This is a genomic window from Paenibacillus senegalimassiliensis (assembly GCF_001486585.1).
Taxonomy (GTDB): Bacteria; Bacillota; Bacilli; order Paenibacillales; family Paenibacillaceae; genus Fontibacillus; species Fontibacillus senegalimassiliensis.
In genome coordinates, this window is the sequence record NZ_LN909042.1 from 338,737 (window position 1) to 353,812 (window position 15,076).

At 35.5% G+C, this 15,076-nt stretch carries 11 protein-coding genes; 10 read left to right on the top strand and 1 reads right to left on the bottom strand.

Going from position 1 to position 15,076, the window contains the following annotated elements:
• Positions 1–270: 270 nt before the first annotated feature.
• Together BN3279_RS03640 and galU are read left to right on the top strand one after the other, a co-directional pair.
• The gene (locus tag BN3279_RS03640; protein ID WP_232436743.1) at positions 271–474 is read left to right on the top strand and encodes a hypothetical protein; all 204 of its coding nucleotides are present in this window, start codon (positions 271–273) and stop codon (positions 472–474) included.
• A 154-nt stretch (positions 475–628) separates the two neighbouring features.
• Positions 629–1,504: a UTP--glucose-1-phosphate uridylyltransferase GalU gene (gene galU, locus BN3279_RS03645; protein ID WP_059049284.1), complete on the top strand. Its 876-nt coding sequence runs from the start codon at positions 629–631 to the stop codon at positions 1,502–1,504.
• A gap of 51 nt (positions 1,505–1,555) precedes the next feature.
• Here galU and BN3279_RS03650 read toward each other — a convergent pair whose 3' ends face one another.
• Positions 1,556–4,012, bottom strand: coding sequence for an O-antigen ligase family protein (locus BN3279_RS03650; RefSeq protein ID WP_059049285.1), 2,457 nt, complete (start codon positions 4,010–4,012; stop codon positions 1,556–1,558).
• Positions 4,013–4,431: 419 nt separating this feature from the next.
• Between BN3279_RS03650 and BN3279_RS23930 the strand changes: the two genes are divergently transcribed.
• The 8 genes from BN3279_RS23930 to BN3279_RS03690 all read left to right on the top strand — a co-directional run bounded on the left by BN3279_RS23930 (position 4,432) and on the right by BN3279_RS03690 (position 14,950).
• A complete protein-coding gene (locus BN3279_RS23930; RefSeq protein WP_059049286.1) occupies positions 4,432–4,617 on the top strand; it encodes an LbetaH domain-containing protein in 186 nt (61 codons plus the stop codon).
• A gap of 95 nt (positions 4,618–4,712) precedes the next feature.
• On the top strand, positions 4,713–6,065 hold the full coding sequence (locus tag BN3279_RS03660) for a tetratricopeptide repeat protein (RefSeq protein ID WP_059049287.1): 1,353 nt from the start codon (positions 4,713–4,715) through the stop codon (positions 6,063–6,065).
• Between the two features lie 33 nt (positions 6,066–6,098).
• Positions 6,099–7,247: an acyltransferase family protein gene (locus BN3279_RS03665; protein ID WP_059049288.1), complete on the top strand. Its 1,149-nt coding sequence runs from the start codon at positions 6,099–6,101 to the stop codon at positions 7,245–7,247.
• A gap of 40 nt (positions 7,248–7,287) precedes the next feature.
• Positions 7,288–8,610: a nucleotide sugar dehydrogenase gene (locus BN3279_RS03670; protein ID WP_089153424.1), complete on the top strand. Its 1,323-nt coding sequence runs from the start codon at positions 7,288–7,290 to the stop codon at positions 8,608–8,610.
• Between the two features lie 15 nt (positions 8,611–8,625).
• The gene (locus BN3279_RS03675) at positions 8,626–9,408 is read left to right on the top strand and encodes an ABC transporter permease (protein ID WP_059049289.1); all 783 of its coding nucleotides are present in this window, start codon (positions 8,626–8,628) and stop codon (positions 9,406–9,408) included.
• 15 nt (positions 9,409–9,423) lie between these two features.
• Entirely contained in the window at positions 9,424–10,146 is a 723-nt protein-coding gene (locus BN3279_RS03680) for an ABC transporter ATP-binding protein (RefSeq protein WP_232436744.1), read from the top strand.
• Positions 10,147–10,163: 17 nt separating this feature from the next.
• Complete coding sequence (locus tag BN3279_RS23325; RefSeq protein ID WP_082672923.1) at positions 10,164–12,884, top strand: glycosyltransferase domain-containing protein; 2,721 nt, start codon at positions 10,164–10,166, stop codon at positions 12,882–12,884.
• Between the two features lie 20 nt (positions 12,885–12,904).
• Positions 12,905–14,950: a glycosyltransferase family protein gene (locus BN3279_RS03690; protein WP_059049291.1), complete on the top strand. Its 2,046-nt coding sequence runs from the start codon at positions 12,905–12,907 to the stop codon at positions 14,948–14,950.
• The last annotated feature ends 126 nt before the right edge of the window (positions 14,951–15,076 follow it).

The window sequence follows — 15,076 nt, forward strand, 5'->3', positions numbered from 1 at the left end:
ACACTCGTTTCCCCAATGAGGACAACATGTGGAGGGTTTGTGAAGAGGGCCTGAAAAGGCGCTAAATCAAGTCTGCAAGCTGCATCAAACCATTCTATTATGATATAATGTAAGCGTAAACAAAAAACTAAAGAGCGATCCTGGCAGATTGTTGCGATGGCTGGTTAGAGAATAGCTGAAGTCATGAAGCCAATTAGGGTCATAAGTTAGAAATGAATTGCAAGAGGCAGTCTGGAAGTATCGCTCGACATTCCCAGGAGGGTGATCGTGATGTTTGAAGGATTCCTCGAAATGCAATCGGTTGTAAGTCGGGTACATGGCCGATTGAACATGGACGGTGAGCAAGAGTACCGCAAGATCGAATTTAGCAATGAGCGTCGTTTGCATACCCCGAATATGGATCGTTCCCCGGTGTTGCACGATGAGGAACAGCCTTGGCGAACGGATTGGCTAGGGAAATGGCGCAGCCATTAATCTAAAGATACATGACTGTGAATAGATAAGAGCGTGAGCAGATTCGGGAATTACCTCCGGGTCTGCTTTTTCTACTTACCTGAAATCACAGATGCGCTGGAGCATATGTTATAATTACAGCAATTGGACAATCTTGAAATGAGGAGATCGTTGTATGAAAATTCGCAAGGCCATTATCCCCGCAGCGGGGCTGGGTACGCGCTTCTTGCCAGCGACCAAAGCCATGCCCAAGGAAATGCTGCCGATCGTGGACAAGCCCACCATCCAGTATATTGTGGAGGAAGCTGTAGCTTCGGGGATCGAGGATATTATTATCGTCACCGGTAAGGGGAAGCGGGCGATTGAGGATCATTTTGATACCTCTTTTGAATTGGAATACAATTTGCATGAGAAAGGGAAATTTCAACTGCTCGAAGAGGTACGTAAATCCTCGGACATGGCAGATATTCATTATATTCGGCAAAAGGAACCCAAGGGTCTGGGGCATGCAATCTGGTGTGCGCGTAAATTCATCGGTAATGAGCCGTTTGCAGTATTGCTCGGGGATGACATTGTTGAATCCAAGGTTCCCTGCTTAAAACAAATGATTCAGGTGTACGACGAGCATAAGGCTTCTATCGTTGGCGTACAGCCTGTCGATGGAAATGAAGTATCTCGTTACGGGATTGTGGACCCCACCGCTATTCAGGAACGGGTATATGTGGCTAATCAATTAGTTGAGAAACCAACCGTTGAGAAGGCCCCCTCCAACCTGGCCATTATGGGTAGATATATTTTAACTCCCGCTATCTTTGATATTTTAGCAAATCAACGAGTTGGGGTGAACGGAGAAATCCAGTTGACGGATGCGATATCCACACTAGGTGAAATGGAGCGGGTGCTGGCCTATCATTTTAAAGGGGAACGGCATGATGTTGGGGAGAAGTTAGGCTTTATCAAAACAACCATTCACTACGCGTTAGAAAATCCAGAACTACGGGATGAGTTGATTCGTTATATGACGGATACTTTGAAACCTGTAGCTAAATAATACCTTACAATAAAAAAACGGTCTCTCCAATGCGGAGGGACCGTTTTTTATTTAGAAATTCAAACTTGCCAATTCATCTATCGAAGCCTGCTCAGACGGGTCTACCTGTAAAAGTAGGTCGAGTATCGCTTGATCGGTGGAGCCTGTTTTTTGCAGAGAAGCCAAATACCAACGGGCAATCTCTCGATTGGTGCTGTCATTCAGATCTTCACGAATTCCTGTCTTGAAAACCTCCGCCGCTTTGGCGGGTTCATTGAGCATGAACTCCATTTTGCCGGCGTGAAGGACCATAGACTGGGTAACCTCAAAGGTATTCCCTTGCATTTGACCTTCAGGAAGTGTCCTCAAATGCTCTACTCCGTCAACCACATGCTGATAGGCAGCAACTCCGATGTGGAAGTATTCATCCTTCTGCGCCACATCCTGCTCGCCTAGCTTCTGATAACCAAGCTCGAAGGACTGCACAATCAAGTCCTCGTACCAGTTCATGTCCCAAGCATAACGCTTGGCGTTATCGCTAAGGACGGCATGGGCTTGCTCCAATTCACCTTTAGACTGGTAGAGCTTAATAAGCTGCTTGTACATATTTTTATTATAAGGTTCTTTTTTCAAAGCATCGGTAAGCAACAATTTCTCTTGATTGTAAAAGGCATCGTCCTGGGTTTGCTCGAACCCGGCTTGCAGAAGAGAACTCATGTACAACACCGCATCTGGCTGCCCACTACGTTTCTTGAGCGCTTCACTGAGTGGTGCTTGAATCTCTTGAAAGTCAGAGCTTGTAGACATCAGCATTTTACCTTGGACCGTAGCTTGGTTCGCTTGAATATAACTGATGGATACGAAAATCAAAATCAACGAAGCCACAACCATAACAGAACTGAACAGTCCGCGCATGGTCCCCGGTTTCAGTACAAGCTTGCCAGCAGGGTGATGCTCCATTCCCGCAGCCATACCTCCAAGTCCCAAGAACACAAGTACCCCTAAGAATACATAACTCATGTTAAAGTCCATCAAGCTGTGCATGAGAATGGAAAGTACGATAATGAAGTAAGCAAAATAACCTTCACGCTTTTGCTCATCAGCCTTCATGTAGCCACGGATATATTTGTAGAAAATAAAGCCCATAAAGGCAAGCAGAACGATAAATCCTAAAACACCAACCTCGACCAGGTATTGCATGACAAAGCTATGTGCCTGGCGACTGAGGTAAGGGTTGTTCTGGTATTGCTCATAGATAGAAGCCCAAGCGCCACCACCTGCTCCAATCACCGGATAGTCTTTGACAACTTTTGCGGCATCCTTATAGAAGGTCATCCGTTCCAGGAAACTGTGCTGCTGGAGATTGAGGTTTTCCAGACGATCTCCGATGTTGCCCGGTAAGATATGCTTGAGGTTTGTGCCCAAGAACAAGAAAGCCAAGACCACAACCGCTATGACAGAGACAAGCGGTAGCCACAAATTGGAAAGCTTCTTCCCTGACCAATGGCTGGTAGCCTTCTCCAAACGCGGTGCTACAAATCGTTGTATAAGCCAAGCCAACACTGCAAGTATAATCGAGGCGGCGAGAACGTAGAACCAGCCTTTAGCCGGATCTCCGATTTGTCCCAAATGGAACTGTTGGCCCAGCTCTGTCACCGGTTTGGCAATAAGCAGAGTAGCAATTCCAGCAATTAGTGAATAGAGAATCCACAGAATTTGTTTGGCTGGCTTCAGAAACAGTAGCAATATCACAAACACGACCGGCAGGAACACCAAGCCCCCACGTGATAAGGTTAAGAGAAGAGACAGGACAATTGGAACTAACATGAAGGCGTGAACGGCTTGTCCATATCCTTTTTTAGAACGTGTAGTAGCAAATATGGCCACGAAAAAGAAAGCCATTAGAAAAGCGGCATACGTGTTCGGGTATTGGAACACTGAAGCAAGCCGTGGACCATTGGAATCAACCCAAACTGCCTGGTTGAACTGGCCGTTAACCACAGTACTCGTGAACCAGCCGACAATAGCCGACACCGTTCTGCCTTGTCCCAACCAGTTAAACAAGCCGAACAGAACAATGCCATAGCCTACGGTAATCACAGTCGTTTCTATGATTTGATTCGCCTTTTTGTGCTGTAATAGATAGAGGCCTATAATGAAGATAAAGGCATAAAGCGATTGGATCAGCACCATATTGGCAGCAAAATACTGGCTAGCCGCGTTAATCAATGCGATAATATAAGTTATGGGGATGAACAGAACGAGCAGCGCCGTCCAATCCCGTTGATCTTCAAGCTTAATGCTTTTGAAGAAAGCAGCGACCCAGGCTAGCATTAGCAAGCTGCCTATTAGCACCGCCCAATAGATAGGCTTCTCAAAGTCTAGCACAAGTCCGTTGAACAACCCGGCCTGGAACGGCGCCCAAACCAAGAATAAAATGAGTCCGATCATCAATACCCACAGAGCCGCAGGAAACTTTTCCCCATTTCTCGACGCTGTGGCCTTTTTCCCGTATACTGGATTCGACACGTATTTATCTCCTTTGCGAATAGGTACGACAATTATTTTAGCATAAGCTTCTATTAACTTAAAATACTATAATATATCTGGAGTATATTTCTTTTGAGGAGAAGCGAAATATGATCAATAAAGAAATTAAATTCACTAATTAATTTATTGAATACTTAGTGTACAAAATTGGAGTTTGAACTTATGGAACCCCTAAAATACTGGATTGGGGGAAGGTAGTAATCTGAAAATTGGTAAGTTTTGCTCCATTGCAAAAGAGGTTACCATTTTATTGGCAGAGGAACACAGAACTGATTGGGTTACAACATATCCATTCAAATAAGATACTTGCAGAGGCTGGAAGTTTTGACGGGCATCCCAAATCCAAGGGAGATGTAATCATTGGGAATGATGTTTGGATTGGAAGGGATGCCTAGATCTTGTCGGGAGTTTCTATTGGTGATGGTGCTGTTATAGCTGCCGGTAGTGTTATTACAAAGGATATAGACCCTTATACTATAGTTGGTGGTAATCCACAAAAAATAATTAAACAAAGATTCAGGCTTCACCAAATTGATGAGTTAATTGATATTGCTTGGTGGGATTGGCCTATCGAAAAAATATAAGAGAATCTTAATTTTGTGCTAGATTCCGTTATCTCAGAATTTATAAGTAGAAATAAAATAAATTCTAAGCCCTAAAGAAAGAAGAGATAAATCAAGTGCGTTTAAATCAATTATTTAAGTCGCTTTTAGCGAATGATAATTCGGAAAATGAACTTTTTAAGAGGATCTTAAATGGAAGTAATGAGTACATTAAGATTGAGAAGTATGCAAATTCAAAAGATGTTCTTATTGTTTTTTCGCACACAAATTATCCTCCGGGTAAATTTGCTATGACTAATGTTGCTAGTGAGCTTGCTGCTACAAAAATATACGTAAATTGTCATGGGAATTCGTGGTATCAGGAAGGAATAAGAAATATAACTTCGTCTATTGATGAGACAGCAGAATTATTGAAAGAAATTTTAGCGGAATTAAAGCCAGGTAGAATTATATGTACAGGTATGTCTATGGGGGGGTATGCAGCGCTATTATTTGGCCTGCTCTTAGAAGTTGATGAAATTCTTGCATTTACTTCAGAAGTTTTAATCGGAGAGGGGTATGCGAGAAGTTATTATTCTAACGATATAAAAAAATATGACTATCGGTATAAATCATTAGCTAGTTTAATGAGACAGAATAAAAAGACACAAGTCTATTGTATTTATGGAGTTTACGATCTAATTGACTTGTCTTTATTGTGGAGTATTTCTGATGTAATAACAAACAATAATCTATATCATCTAACATTTGCGAGTGGAAATCATCAGGTTACAAAGAGATTTGACATGAGCAAATTGTTAAAAGGATTTTTGGAAAAACGAAAATTTGAATCTAGCGATGAAAGATATTGTTTCGAAAACAAGGATGAACCAGGTATCTTTATGATCTACAGGGAGTTAAAGTTACACGTGGATGAAAAGAATTACCAGTCAGTATATGAGTTGTTGATTGATTGTGAATATACAGCAAATCATAGTGAATTTTGTTTGTATCTAGGGATTGCTTGCTTGGAGTTAAAAAAAATAACAGAAGCAAAAGAATTTTTTAAGTCATGCATTACACTCGATCCATATTGTGATAATGGGTTTCTTCATCTGGGGAATATCTATTTTTCTGAGAAAGATTATAAAAAATCCATTTATTATTATCAAAAAGGTATTGAACAAAACCCAGATAAGCCAAATGGATATTATAAAATAGGTGTTACGTACAATACAATAAGAAATACCGGCAAAGCAATTATTTGGTTTAAAAAGGCACTGGAGAAACATCCAAAATATCCTGAGGCTAACTTTCATTTAGCACTTTTGATGATAAAAGATAAGAACTATACAGAAGCAGAAATATATATAAAAAATGCCATCAAAGGGAGACCAGAGAGCAAAGAGTTTTATTTGTATCAAGCAATAATTCTTATTAAACAAGATAGATTTGAAGAGGCTTTATCATTAATCCAAAAAACGATTTGAAATCTTTAATAATTCACTTTTGAAATCCAAGAGGTGGCTAAACTGAGAAATATAGAATTATCTAAAAAAAATGGCTTTAACAATAATTTCTTGAAAGAAATTGAACTTTTCAGAGCTGTTGCTGCATTGTTAGTCCTATATTTTCATGCTAATATGGTTTTCCCTAAGTATGTGGAAAGATTAGAAAGTGATTACAATTCTTTATTGACGTTTTTTTTTGAAGGCCATACAGGTGTATCATTATTTTTTGTAATTAGCGGTTTCCTATTATCAATTAAATGGGTAGTTGGTAGAGAAGTAAGCACTAAGCAATTTTATATTAATCGTGCTCTTAGAATAATACCTTTGTATTATGTTGCCCTTCTTTTTTATTTTTATGTAACAAAGACACCAGAAAATCTAAGTTTCAATACGATCATGCCTTATTTTCTTTTCTTTCAAAACACGTTAATTGAAAAAGCTGACCTTGGAGGGGCAGCCGGAGTATTTTGGTCATTAAGTCCTGAAATTCATTTCTACATAATGTTACCTTTTCTTATGGTTTATTTTAGAAAGTCCCGAGCTTTATTTTATAATCTTATAATAATATCATTAGTTATCAAAATATTTATGCCATCATTGATAAACTCTATATTTGGAAGAATGGATCAGTTTCTGGTCGGGGTTTTTGCCGCAGATATCTACTTTAATAAATTGAAAGATTTGAAATTAAAACAAGTATTACCATGGGGAGTTTTTTTTCTCGGTATTGTATCGTTACTCCTATTTTTGCATCGCTTAAGTGGTTATGGAGGTTATACAGCGATTGGACTTAATTGGTATTTTTGGACTTTCTTTCATACAGGTGAAGCTTTGCTTTGGGCATTAATAATTGTCTCTTTCCTTTTAATATCATCAAATATAAAAAGGTTTCTATTAAATCGAATATTTATGGGAATTGGTACAATTTCCTATAGTATCTATATCTGGCACTATTTTGTGATAATTGCTTTGAAAAAAACTCAGAATAGGTTACTAGAATCCTGGGAATGGTTATTTACTGGACATGCAAATATTGATTATCTGATTTATACTACTTTAATCATCTTACCTGTTGTACTATTGATATCAATAATTAGTTATTTTTATATTGAAAAACCTTTTTTATTGTTTAAAAGTAACGTAAACAATGAAAAAAAATAACGTTTCGAAAAGGATCTTTATTATGTCAAAAGGGGTTGGAATCTTGTCTTACTACGATACTTTACTGCAAAGAATTGAAAATAAAGATGCGACGGTTGCTGTTATAGGACTGGGATATGTCGGATTACCTCTTGCAATTGAATTTGCAAAAAAGGGTTTTCAGGTTTATGGATACGACATAAGTGAATATAAGATCAACTTACTTAAAAGGGGGGAGTCATATATTCAGGATGTTAATTCTTCAGAAATAGGATCATTAGATGGAAGATTTGTTCCTATTTCAGAAAGTAATATATTGCTTGAAGCAGACATTATTAGTATTTGTGTTCCAACACCATTAACAAAGTATCAACAGCCAGACTTAACCTATATTGTCTCCGCAATTGATAATATTAAAACACATTTTAAACCAGGAAAACTAGTGATCCTCGAAAGTACTACTTACCCAGGAACTACTGAAGAAGTGATTTTAAAAGAGTTTACTGATATGGGCTACAAAGTTGGTGAAGACTTTTTCTTATGTTTTTCACCCGAAAGAGTAGATCCTGGTAATAGTAAATTTAATACTAAGAATACCCCAAAGGTAGTAGGAGGAGTTACTGACAGATGTAATACATTGGGAGGGAAGTACTACGGCAGTATCATCAATGATATTGTTTCGGTATCAAGCCCAAAAGTAGCCGAAATGACAAAGCTAATGGAAAACACATTTAGAAGCATTAATATTTCTTTTGTTAACGAAATGGCGATAATGTGTGATAAGCTTGGCATCGATATTTGGGAAGTTATTGAGGCAGCAAAGTCTAAGCCTTTTGGTTTTATGCCTTTTTATCCAGGGCCTGGAATTGGTGGGCATTGTATACCACTCGATCCAATGTATCTTTCTTGGAAGGCAAAGGGGTATAATTTTTTCAGTAGGTTTATTGAATTAGCCCAAGACATTAATAAGCATATGCCTGAGTACGTAATTCAAAGACTTATGCATGCTCTTAATAAAGTGGGAAAGCCGCTTCATAATAGTAAGGTTTTGATTTTGGGGATGTCATATAAGCCAAATATTGACGATCTGAGAGAATCTCCTGGTCTCGAGTTATTTGAACTGCTTCGACAGAATGGTGCTGAGGTCTTCTTCAATGATCCTTATGTTACATCGTTCAAAGATACGGATGGAAGTGATGTATTCTCTATAGAATTGAATTATTCAGATTTAGCAAATTTTGACTGTATATTATTGGCTACAAACCACTCATTTTACAATTATGAGGAAATTTATAGAAATTCTAGTTTGATATTTGACACACGGAATGGATTTAAAAATATTCATGACTCTACAAAAATAGTTAAATTAGGTGGAGGAAATTAATGGGGTATAAGAAAAATGAGTATTATTAATAGCTTAAAAGAAATATATAAATATCGAAATATGGTGAATTATTTTACTCGTTCAGAGCTTAGAAATCGATATAAGGGCTCTGTACTAGGTGTGTTCTGGTCTATTCTAAATCCGTTATTTTTACTTTTATTATACTCCTTTGTATTTTCTTTTGTTATGAAAATATCAATACCTAATTATTTGCTATTCTTATTTTCAGGACTAGTTCCTTGGATTTGTTTTAAAAGTTCGATTCTAACCTCTTCAGGGTCAATCGTCGGTAATGGGGGATTAATAAAAAAAGTATATTTTCCTAGAGAAATTATAGTATTATCTAGCGTTATGTCAAATTTTATTAATATGTTTATTGCATTAATATTAATAGTTCCCTTGCTTTTTGTTTATCAAGTTCCAATAAATAAATATTATTTGCTTTTACCTTTAGTAATTATTGTTCAATTTATTTTTACATTGTCCCTTAGTATGATTGTTTCTGCATTTACTGTATTTGTTAGAGATCTGAGGCAAATATTAGATATTGTTATGATGGGATTGTTCTATACAACACCTATCGTATATAAAACCGATATGATCCCTGAAAAGATTCAAGATTTTTTTAATATTAACCCGATAGCTATAATTATAAAATTTTATCAGGATGTTATATATCATAATCAAATGCCTAACATTATGAGTCTTGCGGTGCTGTCAGTATGCTGTATTGCAATGTTGTATATAAGCCATAAAATATTTAGTCATTTAAGTAAGTGGTTTGCAGAACATGTATAAATAGGAGTTTGAATTATGGAAGCAATAAGGGTTGAAGCTTTATCGAAAAAGTTTGTTTTAAACAATAGGCCGAAGATGCTTAAAGATTGGATATTAATGAATGATCGCCAAAAAAAGAAGGAGTTTTGGGCGTTAAAAAATATAAACATCAATATCCACAAGGGTGAATCAGTAGGGATTATTGGAAGAAATGGGTCCGGAAAAAGTACACTTTTGAAAATAATTAGCAAAATATTGTACCCAACTTTAGGCTCAATCGAAACGTTTGGGAACGTTTCAAGTTTATTAGAGCTTGGAGCTGGATTTAAACAAGATTTCACTGGTAGAGAAAATGTATATTTAAATGCATCCATACTTGGAATGAACAAGCAAGAGGTAGATAAAAAATTCCAGTCCATCCTTGAATTTTCAGAAATAGAAGAATTTATAGACCAGCCAGTTAGGACATATTCTTCAGGCATGTATATGCGACTAGCATATTCAGTAGCTGTAAGTTCAAATCCTGATATTCTATTAATTGATGAAATATTGTCTGTTGGCGATTCAAAGTTCAAAAAAAAATGCATAGACAAAATTATGGAATTGAAGTCAATAGGTACTACAATACTCCTGGTATCTCATTCAGATTCAATGGTCCAAAGAGTGTGTGATCGGCTTATTTGGTTGGACAAAGGTGAGATGGTCATGGATGGAATTTCGGAAGATGTAATGGCTAAGTACTCAGAAAAAATGATTTGAAGAACGGGGGCCTTCTAATGCATAGATATTGGGATAGCGTTGTAAGACCTATTCTTGAGATTACAAAACCTAAGTCAATTGTCGAGATTGGTGTGAATGAGGGGAAAAATACACTCCAGTTAATAGAGTATTGTGAGAAACATAATTCACAATTATACTCGATCGACCCATATAAGGCGGATATTTTAGATTCTTATGATGAGCACCCAAACTTCCATTTTGTTAAAGATATTAGCTTAAATGCATTATACAGATTTGAAAATTTTGATATGGTTCTTCTTGATGGAGATCATAATTGGTATACGGTATATCATGAGTTGTTGCTAATCGAAAAAAACTGTGATAGATTCCCCTTAATAATTGCGCATGATATCGGATGGCCATATGGACGTAGAGACTTGTATTATAATCCAGAATTAATACCTAAAGAATACTTAAAACCGTATAAAAATGATGGCTTGGTATTAGGAACAAGTGAATTATCACAAGTCGGTGGTTTAAATAGACATCTTAATAATTGTGTATATGAAAACAATTATAAGAACGGCGTCCTTACTGCTATTGAGGATTTTCTTTCAGAATCACAACAATCATTAAAATTATTCACTTATCCAGCCTATCATGGTTTAGGAATTATATATTCTAATGAATACAATTATTTGGTTAATCATCTGGAAAAGTTTAACGTTCAAGTACTGCAAGATTTAGAGAAAATAAGAGTTCAAGGTCTACTACAGACTAGTGAATTTAAAAACACAAACAACCAATTAACTATCAAAATAAACGAACTTGAAAATATGGAAATATTATTAAAAAGAGAAATTTCGATTCTTAAAGAAGAAAATTTTAAAATCGAAGACACTTTAAACAACGTAGAGAAAACTAATAATCAAATATTAAGAGAAAAAGAAGAAATTTTGAATGAAAAAGAAAAAGCCATATTTAAATTGGAAGAAGAATTAATTTTATCAAAAAGAAAAATGATAGAGTTGGAAAATAATATATTAATCAAAGATCAAGAAATAGACCTGCATTTAAATTCTATAAAATATCAAATTGGTAATGAATTTATAAGTTGCTATTACCGACCAATTAATCTTCTATCCCTGCCCTTTAAATTATTGAGGCTCTACAAAGACGGTAAAAATAAAAAAAATAGATATAAAACTCCATCTACCTTCGTTCAAAAGAAAAAAAATGAAATGAAATATGAAGTGTCAATTGTAATATGTGTTCATAATGCTTTGGAAGATTTGAAAATATGCTTGGAAAGTTTGTATTCAAAGAAAACCGTACCGTTCAATCTCATTATTGTTGATGATGGTAGCGATTCAATTACTAAAGAATTTTTAGACAAAAAGAGATCTAAATATAATTATTCGTTATTCACGAATGATAGTGCATTAGGGTATACAATCTCCGCTAATAAGGGTATTAAGGTAGCTGATTCAAGATATGTAATTCTATTAAATAGTGACACTATAGTAACTTACAGATGGTTAGAAAAACTTATTGAATGCATGGAAAGTGATGAATCTAATGGCATAGTAGGTCCACTTTCAAATGCTGCTAGTTGGCAGTCTGTTCCTAGGTTAAAGGATGGCGATGATTGGTCGCTCAATCCACTAAATGGTTTAACAATTGAACAAATGGCTAAAATCGTAAAAGATGCATCGAACAAAAATTTTCCCGAAGTACCTTTAATAAACGGATTCTGTTATATGATTTCAAAGAAGGTCATTGATACAATTGGTCTTCTAGATGAAGAGACATTTCCGAAAGGGTATGGAGAGGAGGATGACTATTCCTTTAGAGCTTCTAATGCTGGTTTCAAATTAAGAGTTGCAGATAATTGCTATATTTATCATGCTAAATCCAAGAGTTTTACACCGGAGGGAAGGAAAAAGATTATAAGTAAATCCAAGGAATTACTCTTGGAGAAACATTCTAAACAAAAGGTTCTTAATGCAGTTAACCTACTAAGCAGCGATAGTTATTTAGGAAATTTACGTAGTAAAATTGAAACTAAATGTAGTGAGATTTATACTCGCGCGAAGAACATCGAACAAACAGATGGAAAAGATTATAAAGTTGTGGTTTATACAGCAATATTTGGGGATTATGATGAATTGAAAGAACCAATAGTAAAAGTGGATGGTGTTGATTATATTTGTTTTACAAATAATCCAAGAGTTTCCTCCGAAGGTTGGAAGGTTATACATGTTGAAGAAGATAAGTCGATTGACCTTGTTCGAAATGCTAGAAAAGTAAAAATCTTAGCACATAAGTATCTTCCAGATTACGATTACAGCGTATGGATGGATGCAAATTTCCAGATTCTTGATAACCCTGTTAGGTTAATTAATGAACATTTGAAGGTAAGTAATCTTGCTGCCTTTAAACACTCTGGAGGAAGGACTTGCGTGTATTCAGAGGCTGATGCATGCATCCGTCTTGGGAAAGATGATCCTGATATTATAAAAAGACAAATGGAAATCTATAACTTAGAAGGATACCCAGAATTTAATGGATTGGTTGAGACTGGAGTGCTTTTACGAAAGCATAAAGAACCTGAACTTGTTGAGTCAATGGAATTATGGTGGACCCAAATACAACAATTTAGTAGAAGAGATCAGTTGAGTTTTAATTATGTAATGTGGAAAATGAACTATGATTTCAAAATAATCGAAGATTATATAAGGGATAACTTTTGCTTTGTTTGGACTCCACATAAGTAAATGGTTAGTAGGTGGAATTTATGAAAAAACTGAGTTTTTGCATTAAAACTTGCATTCCTAATAAGGATAGCCTTAGAACTTGGGGGGACTACTACTTAGCAAGAAGTTTGGGTGAAGCCTTGAAAAGGCAAGGCCATGAGTATCATATTCAAGTAATGGCAGAGTGGTATAATGACAGTGATAGAGATACGGATATAGTCATTTTTATGAGGGGTTTAACTCCGTATAGAGTTAAACCCCACCATTATAATATAATGTGGAATATCTCTCACCCTCACATGGTAACAGAAAAGGAATATAATTCTTTTGATCTCATATTAATCGCTTCAGAATCCTATTCAAAACAGTTGAAGGATAAACTAGATCCTCATGTTGAAACATTTTTACAGTTTACAGATAGAAATATTTTTAGTCCTGACTTTAGGGAAGAACTTAAAACCAATATATTGTTCGTGGGTAATTCAAGAAAAATATATCGACCAATAGTTAAAGAAGCAATTGAAAATAATTTAAATATTTCAATATTCGGCCAGAATTGGGAAGGAATAATACCAGGTAAAAAAATTGAAAATTGGTTTCCAAATGATAAATTGAATCAATTATACTCCTCTTGTGAAATATTGTTGAATGACCATTGGGAAGATATGAAAATTAATGGTTTTATTAACAATAGGTTTTTCGATGCCGTAGCATGTGGTGCTATTTTAATTAATGATAATAATTCTGAAATAAGAAGATTATTCCCTAACGCGATTATTTACAACAATGAAACTACATCTTTATTAAGTGTTGTGAATATGATTTATCAGAATTTTGACCTATATAAAAGAGAAGCAATGAACCTGCAAGAAGCAGTTTTAACACAGCACACAGCCGATAATAGGGCACAAGAATTACTGAAGTTTATTGAAATGTATTACTCAGAAAATAAAATCATTTATAGATCGGCATCATCAAAAAGGAGTTTTGTTGGTAGAGTTAAAGAAATTGTTGTTGGTGCAACGGGGTACGGAAAGTTATATAAAATATTATATAAGCCATATAAAATGTTTTTTAAAAAATACGAACAATTAATATATTATATATCCAAACTTGGATTGACTAAAAAAAACATTATGAGTAATGATAACAACTTAATTTGTTTTTTAGTGAGTGATAATGAACCTACTACGACAAAAGGAGATTTTTTTTCTGCCAAGGCACTAGGGGATAAACTTATTGAAAACTACAATTACGCTATACTGTATCTTAAAAAACGAAATCCATATGAGTGGAATAACATACCTGCCAATACAGATTATGTGATTTCTATGCTCCATGATACTGACCTAAGATATATAAACATACCTACAACCACAAAAAAGATCGCTTGGATGAGAAGTTATGTTAAAGAATGGGTAGCGAATCCTAGTATTCACGAATACGATGGTTACCTGACTACATCAACATTCTGGGATGATTTTATAAAAAGGCGCTTACCGATTAAGAAATGTTTAGGAATATTGCCATTAGGAGTTAGTGAAGAAGTTATCAACCCAAACACATCACTTGAAAGAGATATCGATGTATGCTTCATTGGAAATATTTTGGATTATGATAGACAGATTGTTCGTGACTTAGATTTAAGTTTAGGAGTTAACTTTCACTTTTATGGCAAATTAGAAAATAAACAAGGTCACCCTTGGAAAGGGTATCATAAGGGTGAAATAGAACACTCAAAAATATTTGAAATTTATAGTAGAAGTAAAATTGTAGTAGAGGATACTTCAGCAATGACTTATAATACTATAAATTTGCGTACTTATGAGGCTGCAGCATGCGGTGCGCTTATTATAGCAAACGATACTCCAGGATTAGAGAAACTTCTAGAAAATAATGTAGAGATATATACAAGTAAAAGTGATTTGACTGATAAAATATTGTTTTATCTAAACAATCCACAGTTAAGGCAGGAGAAAGCAGAAGCAGCTCGGAAAATTGTTTTAAAAGAACATACATTTAGTAAACGAGCAGAGCAATTTCAAGAAATAATTACTATGGAGCTCAACTCTCACAGCATGAAATAGGCATATAAGCCTTGATGTAATTGGGAAGAGAAGCGATTAGTACTGTAATTGACTATTAATCATGTCGGATAGTTTCTTATCGACTTGAATGGCGAATTCATTAGTTAATTCCACCAATTGTTTTAA

Excerpts from the sequence above, each read along its gene's own strand:
- BN3279_RS03675 (WP_059049289.1), top strand. The coding sequence starts at position 8,626 with ATGAGTATTATTAATAGCTTAAAAGAAATATATAAATATCGAAATATG.
- galU (WP_059049284.1), top strand. The coding sequence starts at position 629 with ATGAAAATTCGCAAGGCCATTATCCCCGCAGCGGGGCTGGGTACGCGC.
- BN3279_RS03690 (WP_059049291.1), top strand. The coding sequence starts at position 12,905 with ATGAAAAAACTGAGTTTTTGCATTAAAACTTGCATTCCTAATAAGGAT.
- BN3279_RS23325 (WP_082672923.1), top strand. The coding sequence starts at position 10,164 with ATGCATAGATATTGGGATAGCGTTGTAAGACCTATTCTTGAGATTACA.
- BN3279_RS03640 (WP_232436743.1), top strand. The coding sequence starts at position 271 with ATGTTTGAAGGATTCCTCGAAATGCAATCGGTTGTAAGTCGGGTACAT.
- BN3279_RS03680 (WP_232436744.1), top strand. The coding sequence starts at position 9,424 with ATGGAAGCAATAAGGGTTGAAGCTTTATCGAAAAAGTTTGTTTTAAAC.